General features: G+C 71.4%; 19 protein-coding genes. 3 read left to right on the top strand and 16 right to left on the bottom strand.

The genetic code is table 11. The annotated features are described in order from the left end of the window. Positions 1–468 precede the first annotated feature (468 nt). From AB0K09_RS13865 to AB0K09_RS13825, 9 genes are all read right to left on the bottom strand, one after another. Complete coding sequence (locus AB0K09_RS13865; RefSeq protein ID WP_366065568.1) at positions 469–1056, bottom strand: hypothetical protein; 588 nt, start codon at positions 1054–1056, stop codon at positions 469–471. Positions 1057–1392: 336 nt separating this feature from the next. After that, entirely contained in the window at positions 1393–2646 is a 1254-nt protein-coding gene (locus tag AB0K09_RS13860) for a hypothetical protein (protein WP_366065567.1), read from the bottom strand. A 1489-nt stretch (positions 2647–4135) separates the two neighbouring features. Further along, positions 4136–4495 carry a hypothetical protein gene (locus tag AB0K09_RS13855; protein ID WP_366065566.1) on the bottom strand — a complete coding sequence of 120 codons (360 nt, stop codon included), beginning with the start codon at positions 4493–4495 and terminating at the stop codon, positions 4136–4138. A gap of 520 nt (positions 4496–5015) precedes the next feature. Next, complete coding sequence (locus tag AB0K09_RS13850; protein ID WP_366065565.1) at positions 5016–5594, bottom strand: transposase; 579 nt, start codon at positions 5592–5594, stop codon at positions 5016–5018. Next, on the bottom strand, positions 5591–5863 hold the full coding sequence (locus AB0K09_RS13845) for a winged helix-turn-helix domain-containing protein (RefSeq protein ID WP_366065564.1): 273 nt from the start codon (positions 5861–5863) through the stop codon (positions 5591–5593). The genes AB0K09_RS13850 and AB0K09_RS13845 overlap by 4 nt, the downstream gene beginning before the upstream one ends. A 27-nt stretch (positions 5864–5890) precedes the next feature. Then, positions 5891–6085, bottom strand: a complete 195-nt coding sequence (locus AB0K09_RS13840; RefSeq protein ID WP_366065563.1) for a helix-turn-helix domain-containing protein — start codon at positions 6083–6085, stop codon at positions 5891–5893. Between the two features lie 52 nt (positions 6086–6137). Continuing rightward, entirely contained in the window at positions 6138–6401 is a 264-nt protein-coding gene (locus tag AB0K09_RS13835; RefSeq protein WP_366065562.1) for a hypothetical protein, read from the bottom strand. Positions 6402–6666: 265 nt separating this feature from the next. After that, positions 6667–8043, bottom strand: a complete 1377-nt coding sequence (locus tag AB0K09_RS13830; RefSeq protein WP_366065561.1) for an FAD-binding oxidoreductase — start codon at positions 8041–8043, stop codon at positions 6667–6669. 28 nt (positions 8044–8071) lie between these two features. Beyond that, on the bottom strand, positions 8072–9058 hold the full coding sequence (locus tag AB0K09_RS13825) for an antibiotic biosynthesis monooxygenase (RefSeq protein WP_366065560.1): 987 nt from the start codon (positions 9056–9058) through the stop codon (positions 8072–8074). Positions 9059–9151: 93 nt separating this feature from the next. Between AB0K09_RS13825 and AB0K09_RS13820 the strand changes: the two genes are divergently transcribed. Next, entirely contained in the window at positions 9152–9718 is a 567-nt protein-coding gene (locus AB0K09_RS13820; RefSeq protein ID WP_366065559.1) for a nucleoside deaminase, read from the top strand. Between the two features lie 60 nt (positions 9719–9778). Here the strand turns inward: AB0K09_RS13820 and AB0K09_RS13815 are convergent, their stop codons facing one another. The 7 genes from AB0K09_RS13815 to AB0K09_RS13785 form a co-directional block, all read right to left on the bottom strand. Then, positions 9779–11110: a ricin-type beta-trefoil lectin domain protein gene (locus tag AB0K09_RS13815; protein ID WP_366065558.1), complete on the bottom strand. Its 1332-nt coding sequence runs from the start codon at positions 11108–11110 to the stop codon at positions 9779–9781. 88 nt (positions 11111–11198) lie between these two features. Further along, a complete protein-coding gene (locus tag AB0K09_RS13810; protein ID WP_366065557.1) occupies positions 11199–12098 on the bottom strand; it encodes a helix-turn-helix transcriptional regulator in 900 nt (299 codons plus the stop codon). A gap of 79 nt (positions 12099–12177) precedes the next feature. Beyond that, on the bottom strand, positions 12178–12939 hold the full coding sequence (locus tag AB0K09_RS13805) for an SDR family oxidoreductase (RefSeq protein ID WP_366065569.1): 762 nt from the start codon (positions 12937–12939) through the stop codon (positions 12178–12180). 153 nt (positions 12940–13092) lie between these two features. Continuing rightward, positions 13093–13719, bottom strand: a complete 627-nt coding sequence (locus AB0K09_RS13800; RefSeq protein WP_366065556.1) for a hypothetical protein — start codon at positions 13717–13719, stop codon at positions 13093–13095. Between the two features lie 41 nt (positions 13720–13760). Further along, entirely contained in the window at positions 13761–14522 is a 762-nt protein-coding gene (locus tag AB0K09_RS13795; protein WP_366065555.1) for a succinate dehydrogenase/fumarate reductase iron-sulfur subunit, read from the bottom strand. Next, on the bottom strand, positions 14519–16465 hold the full coding sequence (locus AB0K09_RS13790) for a fumarate reductase/succinate dehydrogenase flavoprotein subunit (protein ID WP_366065554.1): 1947 nt from the start codon (positions 16463–16465) through the stop codon (positions 14519–14521). The genes AB0K09_RS13795 and AB0K09_RS13790 overlap by 4 nt, the downstream gene beginning before the upstream one ends. A 2-nt stretch (positions 16466–16467) precedes the next feature. Beyond that, positions 16468–17172 carry a succinate dehydrogenase cytochrome b subunit gene (locus AB0K09_RS13785; RefSeq protein ID WP_366065553.1) on the bottom strand — a complete coding sequence of 235 codons (705 nt, stop codon included), beginning with the start codon at positions 17170–17172 and terminating at the stop codon, positions 16468–16470. 88 nt (positions 17173–17260) lie between these two features. On the opposite strand from AB0K09_RS13785, the gene AB0K09_RS13780 reads away from it, so the two are divergent. Then, the gene (locus tag AB0K09_RS13780) at positions 17261–18211 is read left to right on the top strand and encodes a LysR substrate-binding domain-containing protein (protein WP_366065552.1); all 951 of its coding nucleotides are present in this window, start codon (positions 17261–17263) and stop codon (positions 18209–18211) included. Between the two features lie 65 nt (positions 18212–18276). After that, positions 18277–19038, top strand: coding sequence for a histidine kinase (locus tag AB0K09_RS13775; RefSeq protein WP_366065551.1), 762 nt, complete (start codon positions 18277–18279; stop codon positions 19036–19038). The last annotated feature ends 37 nt before the right edge of the window (positions 19039–19075 follow it).

Below are 19075 nucleotides of genomic sequence, written 5' to 3'. Positions count from 1 at the left end.
GCTCTTCGCCTGCTCCTCGGCCAACGACCGGCGACACTCGTCCTCGTAACTGTTCCCCACGGCACCGCTTCCCATTGTTGCGTCGCCTCTCCGTTAGACCCGAGAGACCGTCGACATCGACATCGACCGACCATCGGTAATCAACTGTCGGTGTCCAGACCGGACGATGACACACAGCCACCGGGACGGCAAACCAATTCCTGGACCCTCCGGCGCTCCGTCCCGGTCAGCCGGCGGCGGAAAGGCGCAGCTCGAACGGCGAGCCGTCGGAGCGGAGCGTCCAGTCGTTCAACCGCGCGGGCCCGGATTCCCGCGGCGAACCCCCGCCGCAGGACGAGCCCGGCCGTCGAGTAGCGGCCGGAGCATGCCATCGGTGATCGGCCGGACAGCTCCTAGTGGAAAGGCCCCGGTGGAGGAATTCCATCGGGGCCTTTCTTGGTGCTGTCGGGCAACTGAAGTCAGCTGTCCCTACGCCCGGCGGTGCAGAGCGAGCCGGCTCAGGCCGATTCTCGTTTCCTGCCTGATGAGCCCTGGAGATGCCCGCAGCAGTCGTGCGGCGACCTGGTCCTGCGCAATCACGGTCACACCTTCGGAGAGACGCGCAACCGTCCGGCCCTCGTACAGCACGACCGAGTCCCACTCGTCCGGCTCCGAGTCGCCACATCGATCAATGATCAAAGCGCGTGTGGGAACGGGGAGTTCCACTACAGCCGCCATGAGAGCTGCCTCCACCGTTTGCACTTCCTCCTCGTCCAGGCCGTCCAGCCAGAACGTCTGGATCGCGCATCCGAGTGGTTCGTAGGAGTACTCGTCGACCAGGTTGGTGTCCGCCGAGAGCCACCAGTTCACATTGATGGACGCGATACGGAGGCCGAGCAGTCTGTCGAGTTCTTCACGACCGACCGGTACGTCGTTCCCCTCCACGTCCAGCACCAGCGCCGTACCCAGTGCCGGGTGGAAGAGGTGGATCCCGTGCCGTTCGAAGAGTTCGGTCTGCTCGCTGAACACCGACGTGATGGCCGATTCCCGGTACCAGCGGATGAATGCGTCAGACATGGCTACTCAGGTTTTCGGTTCGGGGTGACGGTGATCTCTATAGCGGGTGTGTCCCGGTGGCATGCGGTATCCCGATGGTGGTGGTCCGGCCCGGGAGTCCGCGCATGCCTGGCACGCGCGCCGGCGGGACGGCGGCGTGGAGGCGCTGCGTTCGAAGGGCCCTCCGGGGCGGCCTCGAACCGGGGCTCGAAGCCGAGCCGACGGGTGGTGCGGCGGTGAACCCTGCTCGGTCGTGCGCGAGTTCAGCCTGGCTCCGCACCGCTTCACCGTGCCCGCCGGCACCCGGAAGGCGTCAGCGACGAGCCGGTGGAGGCACCCGGCTCCCCGATGGTTCGTTCACCATTCGATGATCAACGCTCCTGGCCGGCCCTTCATGCCGTGGTAGCCGACCTTTCCGTGCTGGCCGTGCCTACCGTTCTGGAGTTGGCCGTACTCGCCGCGGCCGCCACTACCTCCGGCCCCTCCCGAACCACCATTCCCGCCGTCGCCACCGCTACCCGCGGTCATGGAGTCGCTGTGCGCGCCACTGGCGCCGTTGCCCTTGCGCCCGGGCGGCAGCGGACGGCCGCCGTCCCCACCGGAGCCCCCTCTATACCCAGGGAGCCCCATGGAATAAGGCTCTTCTTGCGATGCGGAGCCGGGCTCTCCGCCGGTCCCGCCCTGCTTCCCCCGCACGTCGCCGCTCGCACACATGACCCGTCTTTCGACAGCTCCTCCCGGTCCGCCGGCCGCCGGGCCGTTGGCGTCGGTCTGAGCGCCCCCTCTGGACCCATGAGTCACCGGTTCGCCACCCTTGCCGCCCTTGCCGGCGGCTCCGCCTTTGCCACCGGTGCCGCCACGGCCCCCGGGCACCGCAGCCAGCACCGGTTTCGACTTGTCATCCAGCTTCACCCAGGTGGTGTCGCCCCTCTGCCCCGACTGCCCATCGCTGCCAGCAGCACCAGGGTCGCCAACCCTGCCGTAGCGCCGCGGACTTTTCGCGCCGACGCCGCCATAGCCGTATCCGCCACTGTTGCCGACCTTGACATCCCCTCTGCCGGCCCGGCCGCCGTCGCCGACGAAAAAGTTGAACCAGACACGGTCGCCGCTTGAGAGAAGCCGCACCCGGCACTTGACGAAGCCGCCGGCACCGCCGCCACCGCCGCCTCCGCCACCGACGGCTCCGCTCCCGCCGCCGCCACCACCGCCGTTGCCGACCACCGTGCCACCAAAATCGACAGTGTGAAGGGCAGTCACGCCGGGTGACCCCGGTCGTGTACCGCCTCCACCGCCGCCTCCACCACCTCCTCCTCCGCCGCCGGCGCCTCCGCCTCCACCGCCGCCCCCGCCCCACAGCGTGAGGGTGACGGTCGTGACCCCCTTCGGAAGGGAAAACACCTGACCCGCCCCGGTCGAGGGGGTGTTGAAGATCTTTTTGCCGTGGGTGGCCGGCTCGGCCTGGGCCGGAGCCGGAGCCGCCAGAGCGCCGGAAAGCAGGCCGCCGAGGGCCAGACCTGTGGCCAGGACCACCGGCAGGCGGGCCTTGCTGCCGCCCAGGCTTTCGTCTTCTCCGTTCTGGGCGGCAAGGCGAGTGAAGGAAGTTCGGGTCACGTGAGCTCCTTGTGGTTCGGACAGAGATGGGCGCGGCTCGGTCGCCCGCCCGCGTGCCGAGGGGCCGGCCGGCCGCGACGGGCCGAAGCCGTGCCCAGCACGGCCGACGACACGGCGGCAGCCATCACAGCGGCAGCAAGTCGCCTACGAGGAGAGGTCATACGGGATCTCCTCAAGGGGCTGCGTGCCGCGGTATGCCGTGCGCGGCAACAGGTGGCGCAAGCACCAGTCAAGGGGTGCAGGCATAGGTGCCGGGGTGGATCACCATTCGACGATTGCCGCCCCGTTACAGCCCTTTTGGCCTGGGTAGCCACGGCTTCCGTGCCGTCCGTCGTCTCCGGGGAGGCCCTCGCCGTAGTCGCTGCCGCTGCCCCCGTGGCCGCCTTGGCCCCCGGCTCCGCCGCGACCGCCTTCGCCACCGCAGCCGGCGCTGATGCCGTCACTGGAGAGCGAGGCTGTGCGGGGCGCCTTGGCGCCACCACCGCCACCGTGGCCGCCCGACCCGTATTTGGTCTCGTACCCGTTGGCACCCCGGCCACCGGCCCCGCCCGCACCACCAGGCCGTCCCGCAGCACCTTCCTGGACCTGCAGCAACTCGCCCAGACAGGTCACCGAGCTCTGCGCGGCGCCCCCGTTGCCTCCAGGTGCCGCACCACGCGGCTGGGTGGCGTCGCCAGGAGTGCCGCTGCGCAGTGCGGCGTAGCCGCCCTTGCCTCCCTCGCCCAGGGCGCCGCCCACACCGCCGGCTCCCGGCATCCCGCCCTCGGCGCTTACGAGCACCTTGCGGGTCTTGATGTCGCGGAGGAAGGACCTGCCGCCGCGCTGCCCGGTCCTGCCGTCCTGGCCGGAAGCGCCGTTGTCCCCGTTCCGGCCGCTGGAGCCCCCGGAACTGCCACCGGCACCGCCGCGCCCCCAGCCGCTGCCGGCCCCGGAATTGCCTGCTGCGCCGCTACCACCGACTGCGATGCCTACCTCCTGTCCCGGTGTGACCTTGATCCGGCATTTGACGAAGCCGCCCGCGCCTCCGGCTCCGCCGGCCCCGCCGCCGCCGGCTCCGGCCGCGCCGCCACCGCCACCACTGTAATAAGCGCGGGGGTCTTGGCCGCGGCCCCCGGCACCTCCGCCTCCGCCGCCCCCTCCTCCTCCGCCGCCACCGGCACCCCCGCCGCCCCCTCCGCCGCCACCCCACAGGGTGACGGTGATGGACGTGATGCCCTTGGCGATGTTGCCGACGGCGAACGACGGCCGAGTGACGCGCTTCGTGCCGTGGGGCTCCGGCTGTTGGCCGTAGGCCGGGGGCTGCACAACGCCGGCCATCAGGCCACCGACGGCCAGTGCCGCCACGACCGCCCGGAGACCGACCGCCGGGCGCAGCGCCGATGTGGCGGGCCGCCCAGGGGCGGAGGGAAGGGATGGGAGAGCCACCTTGACTCCTCGCTGTTTGAAGGGGGGACCGCCCCTTGGCCGGGGCGGTCCCGAACTCGGGGGCCTACTTCAGGGTGGAGTCGACGGTGCTGGAGGCACCGGAGGTGGCGGACTGAGCGGCGTTGTTGACGGTGTCCTTGAGGTTGGACACCGGGCCCGGCTCCGGCGCGGACGGCGCCGGCGGCTGCGAGGAGGAACCGGAGGAGTCCTGCGAGGACGAGCCGCCCTTGGCGTCGTACTGGTAGGTCTCGGTGACCTTGCGCTCCTTGGTGATCTTCCCCGGCGCCGGAGAGACGACCAGCACCGGCAGGCCGCCACCGCCCGGCTGGTGATCATCAGCCAGAGCCACCGGCGCCTGGCCCAGTACGGCCGCGGACACGACAACGGTCACCACAGCGGCAACCAGACGACGAACAGAAGCCATAAGACATCTCCTTCACTGACCACGCGCCATCGGCGCACCCGGACTGCGGGATACGAGCGGCTGGAACCGGCGCGCCAGAAGGGCGGCGCCCAGGTGGCCGCAGTCCTACTCCCGATCCCGCAGACCGGTCAAACGGTCCGATCATCAGACGCTCAGGGTGGTCGCACACATCGTCATCGCTGGAACACACGCTCTTGTCCACGCGGCCACTCATCGGCCGCATCGCGCACGGCGGCGTCTGAAACTCCTTCCATCGAGTGGCCAGACCGCCGGCGACATGACGACATACAACCGTGATCAGTCCGGCCAACAGTCCCGGGCTCACCGCCACCGCGCTCTTACGGGCAGGCCAGCCCAGGTCAGGGCAGTGCAGGCGCCGATCGGAGCCTTCCAGTCCCGTCACGCCGCGGTTCTGGTGAGTGACATCAGTCAGCCGCACCGCCCCCACCCACTCGTGAGCGTGCCTTGACCGCTGCCGCCCCGGCCGCGGTCACCACCCGCCGAAGGGCCCCCAGCGACGTCAGGACGGATCCGGGATCAGTCCGGTCTGGGCGATGAATCCGTCGAGCAGGCTGGGCTGGTACTGCATCCGTTTAAGGCGTGTGCGGGCCAGCGCGGCGAGTTCGTCGAGCGTGCACGGGGCGAGGTTGCCCAGACTGTGCTTCAGGTGCGCCCACACGCCCTCGGCCGGGTTGAGGTCGGGCGTGTACGAGGGGAAACGGAAGACCGTCAGCCAGTCGCGGGCGGCGATCAGCTCGCGCATCGCGGCATCGACGTGATGGGTGTAGTTGTCCCACACCAGCACGACGGGCCCGCCGAGCTGCTGGTGGGCCGTGTCCAGCAGGCAGGCGAAGTCCTTTTCCCTGAAGCCCTTCCTCTCGCCCTTGCGGCCGTGGTGGACCAGCATCCGGAAGACCAGCCGGGTGCGGTGACCTGTTCTGCGGCACACCAGGCCGGCGAGCGAGACACGCCCGGAGCCCGAGGCCCGGACGGTGACGCGGGGCGTGTGACCGCGCCGGGACCAGGTCCGTGCTCGCGGCGGCCTGAGCACCTGCCCCGACTCATCCGCGAAGCACAGCCACGCGTCCTGGTCCCTCACCGTCTTTCCACGCGCGGCCAGGTCTCCTGGCGCCAAGTGGCCACCGCGTCTTCGTCGCGCTCGGCGGCCCGGCGCTGCGGGACCTGCACCGTGAAGCCCATCTGGTGCAGGATGCGCCAGGTCTGGGCCGCGCTGAAGCGGACATGGAAGCGCCGTGCGATGACGGTGGCCACCCGGGCCAGGATCCACCGCTGGTCCTCCACCCAGCCGTGCGCGGCTGGGCCCTTCTCCAGTTCGGCCGCCGGCCAGGCCCGCCACGTGGGCTTCATCCGCGAAGGCCGCCCCGACGGGCCCTTCTAGGACAGAGCCTCCACACCACCGTCCCGCCAACGCGCGTGCCAGGCATACGCGGACTTCCGCGAGATCCGTAACCGCCGAGCAACCTGCGGCGGCGCCACCTCTTGCGCGAACAACCCGGCGGCCTCGAACCGAACCCGCTCCCTCTGAGCCCGCTGCTTCGCGGTCAGACCGCCCCCATCGGGATACCGCATGCCACAGGGATACACCCGCCAGCGAGATCACCGTCACCCCAGACCGAAAACCTCAGCAGCAGTCTCTCCTCGATCTCATGTCGCGGGCGACACCGAGGTCCACGTCGAGTGCGCTGAGCCTCATCGGAGCGCGCTGGTCATCGACCACCGCGGCGCAGAGGCGACTGCCCACCAGGGCGCGCTCCCCTGATGGCCATGAGGGATCCTTCGTGTTGTCGATCAGTCCGTGGGTACCGCCTTGCAGCTCGACTTCGAGCCCCCAAGGGCGGACCGCAATCACGACAACATCAAATTCTTGATGCAGTAGTTTTCCCATCTCTCCACCATTTCCCTTCCATGCGCAACCAAGCGCGGCGCACGGTAAGCGAGTTGAATTCCGCAAGCCGCGGGTCGCTGCCGGCCAACGCGCTCTTCGCCGCAGACACGAGCCCCGGATTCACCCCCGAATTCTCGGCTGTGGCTTGAATCCGCAGGGCCATGCGCCGATTGCGCTCAGCGATCTTCCCGGGGGGCGCCCTTGGATCAGGGCACGTCCGGCGGGAGCCGACCGACTACGGGTCCCGAAGTGAGGCCTCGGCGCGTCACGGCGCCAGGTAGGAGTGAAACAGGTTCTCCGGGTCCCAGCGCGCCTTGAGCTCCCGCAGGCGGTCCCAGGCGGCGGGGCTGTACGAGAGCCGGGCGGCGTCCGGGCCGGCCTCCAGGTCGGCCTCGGCGACGTAGCGGCCGCCGCGCCCCGACGGATCCGCCGTGGCCATCGCCTCCCGCAGCCAGCGGGTGTTGGCCTCGTCCTCGGCCGGGTCGTCCCAGACCGCGTAGCAGACGTGGTACGACTCGCCGAGCGGCGCGAACGCCATGCCGCGCAGCAGGGCCGGCTCCTCGGACACCGGCTGTACCGGGGCCAGCACGAGGGACCGGCCGGAGGGGGCGTGCGCGATGGCGTCGGCCGCCCGGGTCAGCCGGTTCTCGTAGGTCTCCGCCGACCACAGCGTGTCCGCCGCGTAGCGGTGCCCGGGCGGCCACAGTGCGGCGGCGCCCGCGTGCAGGGCGGCGAAGGAGGTGGGCTCGGGCGGTTGCCGGGAAACGGCGCTCGTGACGAAGGGGCAGCCGACCACGGGGGCCAGGGAGTCGAGGGCAGCCTCCGGCGCCGCGGCGAACGCGGTGGCCCCGACCACGATCCGCGCTCCGGACGGGTCCGGCGCGCCGGGCGCGGCGCCGGCGGAGGCCAGGAGCACGAGGGACGTCTCGACGTTCGGCGGGAGTTCGCGCGCGATCCGTTCCGCCCAGCACGTCACACGTCCGGTGTCGGACAGCGGGAAGGCCAGACTCGTCGTCATGATGGACGCCGGCCGGGCGTGCAGTCGGAGCCGGAAGCGGGTGACGACGGCGAAGAAGCCGGGCCCCGCGCCCCGGGCGGCCCAGAAGAGATCGCTGTTCTCCGTCCCGGAGCAGTTCACCGTACGGCCGTCGGCCGTGACGGCCCGGATCTCCTGGACGTCCGCGCATGCCGCGCCCCACGCGCGGGAGTTCCAGCCCAGCCCGCCGCTGAGCAGGTACCCGCCCACGGCGACGGAGGGGCAGTGCCCCACGGGGAAGGCGAGCCCGTGCGGGCCGAGCGCCGCGACCAGGTCCCGGCCGGTCGCGGCGGGCCCCACCGTGGCGGTCGCCGGTCCGGGGTCGACCCGGCACTGCGTGAACCGCGACAGATCCATCAGCAGCCCGCCGTCCCGGAGCGGGGATCCGGACCAATTGTGGCCGCCGGAGACCGTCGACACACGCAGCCCGTGGGACCGGGCGTGGGCCAGGGCGTGGGAAACGTCCGCTTCGGACGCGGGCCGCACGACGGCCGCGGGGAACCGCCCGGGCTTGAGCCCGTTCCAGACCGCGCCGGTCCTGGCGTACTCGTAGCCGGGGTCGCCGCGCCGGAGCAGTGTCCCTTCGACGGCTCCTTCGGACATCATGACCTCCTCGCTCCGGCGGCGGCAGTGGTCAGTGCGTGATCAGTCCGAAGACCGCGATGCTCAGCAGATAACAGAGCACCACCACGGCCGCACCCACCAGGTCGACGCGGCGGCCGCGTGCGCGCGCGGGCACCAGCCAGAAGGCGAGCGCCCTGTTCACCAGAGGCATCAGCAGCCAGGTCAGCGCGCTGACGCTCAGCATGTTCCCGATGAACAGGCCGACGTATCCGGGAACTCCGAGACCGCTCAGCTCGGCCCCCTCCGTCAGGTTCAGCACCATCACGGTGGGATAGAGGGCCAGGAGCACCGACATGGCCTGCTTCCAGTTCGGCGGTGCGCGGCCCTGCGCTCCCTCGCCGAAACGGAACCAGCCGCTGAACGCCGAGCCGACCTTGCGCACGTCGTAGGAGGCGAAATAGTTGCGGCCCTCCTCCAGCAGCGCCTTGCGGGCGTCGGAGGCGAGCCATGCGTCGAGGTGTTCACGCGTGTCGAAGCGGAAGACGACGACCCAGCGCTCCTGTATCCCCTGTATCCCCTGGACCGGCTTGAACAGTTCGGACCCCATGAATCCGGGCGCCTTCTCCTGCGCCTTGAGGGCCTTCTCCTGCCAGCGCAGGAACCGCTGCTCCTGCCCCGGCCTCACCTCGTGCGAGATGACAGCCGTGACGGCCTCCGGCGCCCGCTCGGGAGGGGCGCCGCCGTGGAGCACTTCCTGGGTGGCGGGCCCGTCGAACAGCTCCTGCCCCTCGGCGAGCAGCTCCTGCCTCCGGCGCGAGTTCAGCCAGGCGGTCAGCTGGTCGATGCCGGAGAAACGGAAGACGGCCACCCATTCGTTCTCTTCGCCGGTTTCGGGCGAGTAGACCTCGGCGCCCTCGAAACCCTCGAATGCGCGGGCGGCCTCGTTCGTCCTGTCCTGCCAGCGCCGGTAGTCCTCGACGCGGTCTGCGTGCACCTTCTGCGAGATCACGACGGTGGCGTTGTCAGCCCCGGCGTCACGGCTTGCACGGGAACCCACCCGAGTTACGGTAGTACATATAGGACTTGTGTAGCAAATCGGGCAGCTGGCGGCAGCCGGCGCATGACCGCGACGCCGATCGGAGACTGCGTGATGGGACACAAAGAGTTCATGGCCGAAGCGGTACGGCTCGCCACCGAGTCGGTGGAGAACGGCTGGGGCGGTCCGTTCGGCGCGGTGATCACCCGCGACGGCGAGATCGTCGCGCGCGGGCAGAACCGCGTCCTCCTGACCAGCGATCCCACGGCCCACGCGGAGATGGAGAGCATCCGCAAGGCCGTGCAGCGCCTCAATCCCGAAGCGCCGTCGGTCTCCGAGGAGCACCAGAACGAGAGCATCCTGGAGTACGTGCCCCGCCCCGAGGGCTCACCGGACCCGGTCCCCGAGCGGGCCCGGATGCTCCAGGGCTGCTCCATCTACATCAGCGGCGCCCCGTGCCCGATGTGCATGAGCGCCATCTACTGGTCGCGGATCGACGCCGTGTACTTCAGCCGTGACCTGGAGGACACACGCCGGATCGGCTTCGACGACGCCTACCAGTACGAGGATTTCACGAGGCCCTTCAGCGAGCGCAGGATCAAGGTCGAGCAGATCCATCCCGAGCTCGGCGCCCAGGCCTACGACGCCTGGATGAGCAAGCCGGACCGGCACGCGTACTGACCGTGCCGGTCACACCGGACACCCCGGCCGCGTCGGCCACGGCCGGGGCCCGGAGAGCGGCTACTTCGGAACGGTCCAGAGCTGGCGCTTGTACGTATTCGCCGCGTGCAGCTGGACCTTGGTGCCGTCGGCCGTGCTGCCACCGGTCACGTCGAGGACCTTGCCGGACGCCACGTGCACGATCTGGCCCTTGGCGTTGACCGACCACTTCTGCGAGGCGGCGCCGTTGCAGTCGAAGAGCTCGATCTTGTTGCCGTCGGTGCTCGCGTTGCGCGCGTCGTCCAGGCACTTGCCCAGCGCGCGGAACGTGCCGTCCTTGCCCAGGATCCAGGACTGCGCCGCCGAACCGTTGCAGGCGTAGAGCTGGATCTGGGTGCCGTTGACCGCCTTACCGCCCTTGACGTCGAGGCACTTGCCGCCGAGGCCGGTCACCTTGCCCTGGGGCGGGACGGCGACGCCGGCGGCCGCCGCGAGGTGGCGCAGGCCCTGCACGTCGAACTGCTGGATGTAGGTGCCGACGCGGCCGTCCGTGTAGCCGTGGTTGTCGGTGCACATCACCGGCTTCTCGCCGGAGTCCTTGCCGACGGCGCAGTCGCCGCGCTTCGGGCTGCGGTCCGCGTGCGTCAGGCCCATGGTGTGGCCGAGCTCGTGGCTGATGTGGTTGCGCATGAACGTCTCGCCCCAGTTGGCCAGGGGCTTGCCGTTCGCGTCGAAGAACGAGCTGTCGATGTAGGCGTGCCCGCTGGTCACCGTCCCCGGGAGCGAGGAGGAGATGAAACCGCAGCTCAGGTTGAGGGTACCCGAGCCGTCGTGGACGACCTTCCAGCCGCTCTGGCCGCCGTCCGCCGGCGGGACGCACGGGCGCTTGATGACGCCGATGACGATCTCGCCCCGGGGCCGGGAGTAGTCCCAGCCGACGGGCTTGGTGTCGACGGAGATCGGCAGATTGGTGATGCGCCCGAGGTCCGCGGCGGTCGCCTTCACATAGCGGCCCAGCCAGTCCACGGACTTCTGGTCGTAGAACTTGATGGTGTAACCGGTCGCCAGGGACTGGGAGATGCCGTTGGCGATCTTCCAGCCCTCGCCCTGGGCCGCGGGGGCGGGCGCGGTGGCCGTGGCGGTCGCGGCCACCGCCGCCTTCGTGTGAGCGGGCGCCGCGGCCAGGGTCATGACGCCGTTCTTGAAGGCCGTCCCGTCGGTCTGCGAGACACCGGCGTCCGGGGCCTCCGGGAGGTCCGGGTAGTCGGGACCGGTGCTCGCCGGGGCGGCGGCCGGCTCCGGCTCGGTGTCCTCGGTGCCGAACGCGCTGGGCGCGATCTGCGCCGTCACGGCGATCGCCGCCACGACACCCGCGGCGGCGACGGCTATTCGGCGCTTTCCGGTAAGTCGCATGTACTGATGGACCTTTCCCCGTTGTCTGACGATGTCGCCACGGGCGCTTCACCGTTCCGGTCGCCCGGGCGGGTGTGATCCTAGGCCGTCAGTCCGGCAGCCGATCACGCCGGGCTGCGCGCGGGGCGGCGGTGCCGGCGGGCGAGGCGGTCCAGGAGAGGAGCATGTGCAGGGCGTCATGGGAGGGTGTGTGGGGTTCGGCGGCATAGGTGATCAGCGCCTGGTCGGGGTCGTCCGCGACGCGCAGGGTCTCGTAGGTGAGATGGAGGTCACCGACGAGCGGGTGGTGGAACCGCTTGATGCCGGAGGTTTTGTCCTGGACCGGGTGTTCGGCCCACCAGCGGCGGAAGTCCTCACTCTTGAGCGACAGTTCGCCGATCAGGCTCGCCAGCTGCGGGTCGTCCGGGTGCCGGCCGGCCTCCAGGTGCAGATAGGCGACGTTCTCCCGGGCGCAGGCGGTCCAGTCCGCGAAGAGCTCGCGGGAGGCGGGGTCGAGGAAGGTGATGCGGGGGATGTTGCGTTCGGCGGGCGCGAGGGCGCCGTAGTCGCCGAGGAGGGCGCGGGCGGCCGGGTTCCAGGCGAGGACGTCCATGCGCCGGCCCATCACGATCGCCGGTACATCCCGCAGTTCGCCGAGCAGGCGCCGGAGCATGGGCCGCACCTGCTGACGCGCGGGCGGCCCGGGCCGGTCGCCGGACCGGGCGGCGGGGCGGGGCCCGCCGAGCTGGTGCAGGTGCCGGGTCTCGTCCTCGTCCAGGCGCAGGGCGCGGGCGAGGGCGTCGAGGACGGCCGGTGAGGGATGGGAGGCGCGGCCCTGTTCGATGCGGACGTAGTAGTCGACGCTGACGCCGGCGAGCTGGGCGATCTCCTCCCGGCGCAGCCCGGCGACCCGGCGCCGGCCGCCGAGGTCGGGCAGACCGACGTCCTCGGGACGCAGCCGGGAGCGCCGGGTCCGCAGGAACGCCCCCAGGTCGGTTGTGGTGCTCATACCGGTGATTGTGCCCGGCCGTGCGGGCCTGCCGCCTGGCCCTGCCAGGACCAGGCTCGCCGGCCCGCCCGGCACGAGGTCACGCCTGGCGGGTCGGCAGGACGACCGACTGGCGCAGATTGACGTGCCGGGGACGGCTGACGGTGTACGCGATGAGGTCGGCGACGTCCTCGGCGGAGAGGGCGGGTATGGCGGTGAACATCCCGCCGAGCTGCTCGCGCAGGACGGGGTTGTCGATGTGGCCGCCGAGTTCGGTGTCGGTCAGGCCGGGCTCGATGTTGCTGACGCGGATGTCGAGCGGGCCCAGCTCGGTGCGCAGTGCGGCGGACAGCTGGGTGAGCGCGGCCTTGGTCGCCCCGTACACCGCGTAGTCGGGGAAGAGGACGTGGGAGGCGATGGAGGAGACGTTGACCAGGTCGGCGGTGCGTCCCCCGGCGGCGGCCGCGGTGAGGTCGGCGGTGAAGGCGCGGATGACCCGCAGGGCCCCGGTGAGATTGGTGTCGATCATGCGGGTCCACTCGTCGAGCCGGCCGTCGGCGAGGGGGTTGGGCAGCATGACGCCGGCGTTGTTGACGACGAGGTCGACGCGGCCGTAGGCGTCGTGGACGGCCCGGGTGGCGGCGTCGACGGAGGCCTGGTCGGTGATGTCCGCGGTGACGGCCAGGGCCTGGCCTCCGGCGGCGGCGATCTCGGCGGCCAGCGCCTCCACCCGCTCGGTGCGCCGGGCGAGCAGGGCGACGCGGGCGCCACCGGCCGCGAGCAGACGGGCGGTGGCCGCGCCCATGCCGCTGGCGGCTCCGGTGACGAGAGCGGTGCGGCCGGCGAGGGCGGGGTAGTTCATGAGCTGCTCCTGGATCTGCCGCACGGCGGGCTCCATGCGGTGGGGGCTGACACGGACCACTCTCCGCCCCACCGCGATGGTCAACCAGAGCTCTGCCTGTCCTGGGAAAGCCAGTACCACCCAGGACCACCCGGCCGGCGCCCCCCGCCCCCCTCAGGACGTCGCGGCCGCCCCCTGTGCCGGCTGGACCGTGAAGCGGTACCGGTCGGTGAAGACGGGCAGCGGGTACTTGCCGGTGCTCGCGCTGGTGGGGATGTGACCGGCGGCCGTCAGCAGGTACTTGGCGGCGGGCGCGCTCGGGGCGAAGCGCATGCGCAGGCCGAGGGTGTAGGTGTCGCCCGGCTTGAGGTCACCGATCTTCGCGGGGCAGTTCAGGTACCAGTTGTCGAAACCGGGGACCGGGTCCGCCTGCGGGCACACGTTACCGTCGAAGCTGTGGCTGTCGAAGCGGAGCTCCACGGGGTGCCAGCGGCCGGCCGCGTAGTACTCCACCTCGACGTCGCCCGGCTTGATGTCCTCCTTCGTGCTCCATCCCTCCCGGACTCCGAGCGAGGCGTGGAAGTCGGTCAGCGTCTCCCCGGTGCGGTTCTCCATCGTGATGGAGAAGTTCGTCCAGTCACCGCCCGGCGTGAACGACGTGGGGAAGTCCTTGAAGGCCAGGAAGGGTTCCGCCGCCACCGCCGCCGGGGCGGTGTCGGCGGCGGCCGCCGGGGTGGTGAGGAAGAGGGCGGGAGCGATCGTGGCGGCGGCCGTGAAAGCCGCGATCCGGTTGAGCTTCATATGATGATCTTAAGTGGGGCATAGGGGGATGCCCACGGGTTTTATCCCTTCCCCCGCCGCGCCCCGCCCTTGAGCGTCGCCCGCAGGTACTCCCGGTTCATCGTCGCGATCGACGTCAGCGGGATGCCCTTCGGGCAGGCGACCGCGCACTCGCCGGTGTTGGTGCAGCCGCCGAAGCCCTGTTCGTCCATCGCCTCGACCATGCCCAGCACCCGCGACTCCCGTTCCGGCGCGCCCTGCGGCAGGACGTTCAGATGCACCACCTTCGCGGAGGTGAAGAGCATGGCGGAGCCGTTGGGGCAGGCGGCGACGCAGGCGCCGCAGCCGATGCACTCGGCGTGTTCGAAGGCCAGGTCGGCGACCGGCTTGGGGACCGGCGTGGCGTGGGCCTCGGGGGCCGAGCCGGTGGGGACGGAGACGTAGCCGCCGGAGCCGATGACGCGGTCGAAGGCCGAGCGGTCGACGACCAGGTCCTTCACGACCGGGAACGCGGCCGCCCGCCACGGCTCGACGTCGATCGTGTCGCCGTCGGAGAAGTGCCGCATGTGGAGCTGGCAGGTGGTCGTGCGTTCCGGGCCGTGCGCCCGGCCGTTGATGACCATGCCGCAGGCGCCGCAGATGCCCTCGCGGCAGTCGTGGTCGAAGGCGACGGGCTCCTCCCCGGCGAGGATCAGCTCCTCGTTGAGGTGGTCGAGCATCTCCAGGAAGGACATGTCCTCGCTGATGCCCCGGACCTCGTAGGTGGTCATGGCGCCGGGCGCGTCGGGGGTGCGTTGGCGCCAGATGCGCAGGGTGAGGTTCACGCATAGCTCCGCTGGGTGGGGTGGACGTACTCGAAGCGCAGGTCTTCCTTGTGGAGCACGGGCGCGCTTCCCGTGCCCGTGAACTCCCAGGCGGCCGCGTACGCGAACGCCTCGTCCCGGCGCGCCGCCTCGCCGTCGGCGGTCTGGCTCTCCTCGCGGAAGTGGCCGCCGCAGGACTCGGTGCGGTGCAGCGCGTCCAGGCACATCAGCTCGGCGAGCTCCAGGTAGTCGACGATGCGGTTGGCCTTCTCCAGCGACTGGTTGAGCTCCTCGCCGGTGCCCGGCACCTTGATCCGGCGCCAGAACTCCGCGCGCAGCTCCGGGATGCGGTCCAGCGCCTTGCGCAGGCCCGCGTCGGTGCGGGCCATGCCGCACTCGTCCCACAGCAGCTCGCCGAGCTCGCGGTGGAAGCTGTCGGGGGTGCGGTCGCCGTCCACCGCCAGCAGCCGGCCCAGGCGGCTCGACACCTCGTCCACGGCCTCGGTCACGGCCGGGTGGCCGGCCGGGACCTCGTCGTGGGGGTGCCGGGCGAGGTAGTCGTTGATGGTGGCGGGCAGGACGAAGTAGCCGTCGGCCAGGCCCTGCATCAGCGCGGAGGCACCCAGCCGGTTCGCGCCGTGGTCGGAGAAGTTGGCCTCGCCGATGGCGAACAGGCCGGGGACGGTGGTCTGGAGGTCGTAGTCCACCCACAGGCCGCCCATCGTGTAGTGGATGGCGGGGTAGATGCGCATCGGCACCTCGTACGGATCCTCGGCGGTGATCCGCTGGTACATCTCGAAGAGGTTGCCGTACCTGGCCTCGACCGCCTTGCGGCCCATGCGGCGGATGGCTTCCGCGAAGTCCAGGTAGACGCCCTGCCCGCCCGGGCCGACGCCGCGCCCCTCGTCGCAGACGTTCTTCGCGGCGCGGGAGGCGATGTCGCGCGGGACGAGGTTGCCGAAGGAGGGGTAGATCCGCTCGAGGTAGTAGTCGCGCTCGTCCTCGGGGATCTCGGCCGGCGGCCGGGTGTCGCCCTGCGCCTTCGGCACCCAGATCCGGCCGTCGTTGCGCAGTGACTCGCTCATCAGCGTCAGCTTCGACTGGTGGTCGCCGGAGCGCGGGATGCAGGTGGGGTGGATCTGGGTGAAGCAGGGGTTGGCGAAGTACGCGCCGCGCCGGTGGGCGCGCCAGGCGGCGGTCGCGTTGGAGTTCTTGGCGTTGGTGGAGAGATAGAAGACGTTGCCGTAGCCGCCGGTGGCCAGGACCACGGCGTCGGCCAGATGGGTGTCGATCCGGCCGGTGACCAGGTCGCGGGCGACGATGCCGCGGGCCCGGCCGTCGACGACGATCAGGTCGAGCATCTCGGTGCGCGGGTGCATCTCGACGTTGCCGGCGGCGATCTGGCGGCTGAGCGCCTGGTAGGCGCCGAGCAGCAGCTGCTGTCCCGTCTGGCCGCGCGCGTAGAAGGTGCGCGAGACCTGGACGCCGCCGAACGAACGGGTGTCGAGCAGCCCGCCGTACTCGCGGGCGAAGGGCACGCCCTGGGCCACGCACTGGTCGATGATCTCGACGGAGATCTGGGCGAGGCGGTGGACGTTGGACTCGCGGGCCCGGAAGTCGCCGCCCTTGACGGTGTCGTAGAAGAGGCGGTGGATGGAGTCGCCGTCGTTGCGGTAGTTCTTGGCGGCGTTGATGCCGCCCTGCGCGGCGATGGAGTGGGCCCGGCGCGGGGAGTCCTGGTAGCAGAACTGGACCACGTGGTAGCCCTGTTCGGCGAGAGTCGCGCCCGCCGCGCCGCCCGCGAGCCCGGTGCCGACCACGATGACGGTCTGCTTGCGCCGGTTGGCGGGGTTGACCAGCCTGGCCTCGAAGCGCCGGCGGTCCCAGCGCTCGGCGATCGGCCCGTCGGGAGCCTTGGTGTCGGCGATCGGCTCGCCCGTCGCGTAGTGCGTGTACTCGGTCATGCTCAGCTCACGACTCCCGTCATGACACCGATGGGGACGGCGATGAAGCCGCAGGTCAGCAGGGCCGCGAGGGCGTTGGCGACGGCCTTGAGGGCCCGGTCGCGGCGCGGGGAGCCGGCGCCCAGGGTCTGGGCGGCGCTCCAGAAGCCGTGCCGGATGTGCAGGCCGAGGGCGAGCATCGCGGCGATGTAGAAGACGTCGACGTACCAGCGGCCGAAGGACGCCACGAGGTTCTCGTACGGCCTGCCCTCCTGCGCGTTGGGGTTCACCGTGAGGGTGGTGAGGTCCAGGATGTGCCAGACGATGAACAGGGCGAGGATCACCCCGCCCCAGCGCATGGTGCGCGTGGCGTAGCTCGCGCGCCGCCGCTTGTGCCGGTAGGCGGTCGGGCGGGCCGCGCGGTCGCGGCGGCTGAGCTGGTACGCGGCGACGCCGTGCAGCACGACCGAGACCGCGAGGGCCACCCGCGCGATCCACAGGAACCACTCGTGGTGCAGGAACGGCTCGCCGATGGTCCGGATCCAGTGCCCGTAGTGGTTGAACTCCCCGGCCCCGAAGAACACCTTCAGATTGCCCATCATGTGGGCGACCAGGTACGCCAGCATGATCAATCCGGTGACCGCCATGACCGCCTTCTTGCCGACGGTGGAGCGCCACACGGAACCGAGGAGGGACGGGGGCTTCGCCACCCGGGTCGCCAGTGCCATGTCGCACGACGCTAGGTCGTCACGCTCCATGCGTCCAAGACATGGAAGGGATGGCTTCCATAGGCTGTGCCTATCTATTGTGGTCAGCATGCAGCTCCAGCAGCTCCGCTACTTCGCGACCGTCGCCGAAGTCCGTCACTTCACCCGCGCCGCCGAGGCCCTGCACGTCGCCCAGCCGTCGCTCTCGCAAGCGATCCGCGCGCTGGAGCGCGAGTTGGGTGCCGAGCTGTTCCACCGGGCCCGGGGCGGCATCACCCTCACCGACGCGGGCGAGACCCTGCTGCCGCACGCCCGGCGGATCCTCGCCGACACGGAGACCGCGCGCCGGGCGGTGCAGGAGGTCGCGCTGCTGCGGCGCGGCCGGGTGCGCCTGGGGGCGCCGCCGAGCCTGTGCGCCAGCCTCGTGCCGGACGTGCTGCACGCCTTCCACGCCCGCTACCCGGGCATCGAACTGCACGTCGACGAGGGCGGCTCGCAGGACCTGGTGCGCTCCCTGGCCGGCGGCGCGCTCGACCTCGCGCTGATCATCACGCCGCTCGGCGCGGGCGCTCCGGCGCTGGCGACCACCGAGCTGCTCCAGGAGGACCTGGTCGTCGTCTCGGCGCCCTCCGCTCCCCCGCCGACCGGGCGACCCGGGATGCGGGTCGCGGAGCTGCGGGGGCGGCCCATGGTGATGTTCCGGCAGGGCTACGACCTGCGGGAGATCACCACGGCCGCCTGCCGGGCGGCGGGCTTCGAACCGTCCTTCACGGTCGAGGGCGGCGAGCTGGACGCGGTGCTCGGCTTCGTCCGGGCGGGCCTCGGCGTGGCGGTGGTCCCGGGCATGGTCGCCGCCCGGTCCGGGCTGCGGGTCACCCCCTTCGAGGGCGTCCGCATGCGCCGCACCATCGCGGTGGCCCACCGCGCGGACGCGGGCATGCCGGGCGCGGCACGGGAGTTGCGCGAGATGCTGCTGGAGCACGGGACGCCGCGCGGCGCGCCGGGCCCGGGAGTCCCACGGGCCGGAACCCCGGCAGCCGGGCCGGCCGAGGACATGTGACGGCGGGGGCCGGCGCGGGACCGCCCGGCTGCGCCCGCCCGGTGCCCGGGCCGGAGGATGTACGGATGATCTCCGTACACGTTCCGGCGCCCGGTACGACGGCAGCCGGGCGGCCGTCCCTGCTCCGGGATCCGGGGCTCTGGCTGGCGCCTGCCGCCGTCACCGCGACCGGGATGGGCGTCGGCAGCCTGTCGTGGGCGCTGCCGGGGATCGCCCTGGCCTTCCTTGCGGGGCACCGGTCGGGGCGGACCTGGCCCATGGGCGTGGCCGTCTGCGTGCTGCTCGCGACAGCGGCGGTCGCGGTGGCCCTCGTGCCGGCGCTGTTCCCGCTCGGGAGCCTGTTCGTCCTGCTGGTGGTGGGCGTGGCACTGCTGCCGTGGTTCGCGGGGCGGGTCTGGCGGCAGTACCAGGAGCTGGTCCGCGCCGGCTGGTCCCGCGCGCGGCAGCTGGAACGTGAGCAGCGCCTGGTCGCCGAGCAGGCGCGGCTGCGCGAGCGGGCCCGCATCGCCCAGGACATGCACGACGCCCTCGGTCACGACCTGAGCCTGATCGCCCTGTCGGCCGGGGCGCTGAAGCTCGCGCCCGGGCCGGCCGGCGAGCACCGCGCGGCGGCCGAGGAGGTGCGGGCCCGGGCGGCCGCCGCGGTCGAGCGGCTCGGCGAGATCGTCGGCGTGCTCCGCGAGGAGGGCGACGGGCCGCCGGCGGGCCCGGCCGGCTTCGCTGTCGAGCCGCTGGTCGCCGGCGCACGGGCCTCCGGTCTGGACGTCACGTCCGGGAATTCCAGCACGCCGGGCAGGTGCATTCCAAACATCGGACAGAGCCGGTGAAGGCCACGATTTGCCTGACATAAAACGGGCATTAAGA

Origin of the sequence: Streptomyces sp. NPDC049577, assembly GCF_040675635.1 — a bacterium.
In the GTDB taxonomy this organism is placed as follows: Bacteria; Actinomycetota; Actinomycetes; order Streptomycetales; family Streptomycetaceae; genus Streptomyces.
Note: the sequence above shows the minus strand (reverse complement) of the source record. Positions and strands in the feature narration are given on the sequence as shown.

What these genes read in the sequence shown, in the direction of transcription:
- AB0K09_RS13865 (WP_366065568.1), bottom strand. Translation starts at nt 1,056, where the DNA reads ATGTCTGACGCATTCATCCGCTGGTACCGGGAATCGGCCATCACGTCG.
- AB0K09_RS13855 (WP_366065566.1), bottom strand. Translation starts at nt 4,495, where the DNA reads ATGGCTTCTGTTCGTCGTCTGGTTGCCGCTGTGGTGACCGTTGTCGTG.
- AB0K09_RS13845 (WP_366065564.1), bottom strand. Translation starts at nt 5,863, where the DNA reads ATGAAGCCCACGTGGCGGGCCTGGCCGGCGGCCGAACTGGAGAAGGGC.
- AB0K09_RS13840 (WP_366065563.1), bottom strand. Translation starts at nt 6,085, where the DNA reads ATGCGGTATCCCGATGGGGGCGGTCTGACCGCGAAGCAGCGGGCTCAG.
- AB0K09_RS13835 (WP_366065562.1), bottom strand. Translation starts at nt 6,401, where the DNA reads ATGGGAAAACTACTGCATCAAGAATTTGATGTTGTCGTGATTGCGGTC.
- AB0K09_RS13830 (WP_366065561.1), bottom strand. Translation starts at nt 8,043, where the DNA reads ATGATGTCCGAAGGAGCCGTCGAAGGGACACTGCTCCGGCGCGGCGAC.
- AB0K09_RS13820 (WP_366065559.1), top strand. Translation starts at nt 9,152, where the DNA reads ATGGGACACAAAGAGTTCATGGCCGAAGCGGTACGGCTCGCCACCGAG.
- AB0K09_RS13815 (WP_366065558.1), bottom strand. Translation starts at nt 11,110, where the DNA reads ATGCGACTTACCGGAAAGCGCCGAATAGCCGTCGCCGCCGCGGGTGTC.
- AB0K09_RS13810 (WP_366065557.1), bottom strand. Translation starts at nt 12,098, where the DNA reads ATGAGCACCACAACCGACCTGGGGGCGTTCCTGCGGACCCGGCGCTCC.
- AB0K09_RS13805 (WP_366065569.1), bottom strand. Translation starts at nt 12,939, where the DNA reads ATGAACTACCCCGCCCTCGCCGGCCGCACCGCTCTCGTCACCGGAGCC.
- AB0K09_RS13800 (WP_366065556.1), bottom strand. Translation starts at nt 13,719, where the DNA reads ATGAAGCTCAACCGGATCGCGGCTTTCACGGCCGCCGCCACGATCGCT.
- AB0K09_RS13790 (WP_366065554.1), bottom strand. Translation starts at nt 16,465, where the DNA reads ATGACCGAGTACACGCACTACGCGACGGGCGAGCCGATCGCCGACACC.
- AB0K09_RS13785 (WP_366065553.1), bottom strand. Translation starts at nt 17,172, where the DNA reads ATGGCACTGGCGACCCGGGTGGCGAAGCCCCCGTCCCTCCTCGGTTCC.
- AB0K09_RS13780 (WP_366065552.1), top strand. Translation starts at nt 17,261, where the DNA reads ATGCAGCTCCAGCAGCTCCGCTACTTCGCGACCGTCGCCGAAGTCCGT.
- AB0K09_RS13775 (WP_366065551.1), top strand. Translation starts at nt 18,277, where the DNA reads ATGATCTCCGTACACGTTCCGGCGCCCGGTACGACGGCAGCCGGGCGG.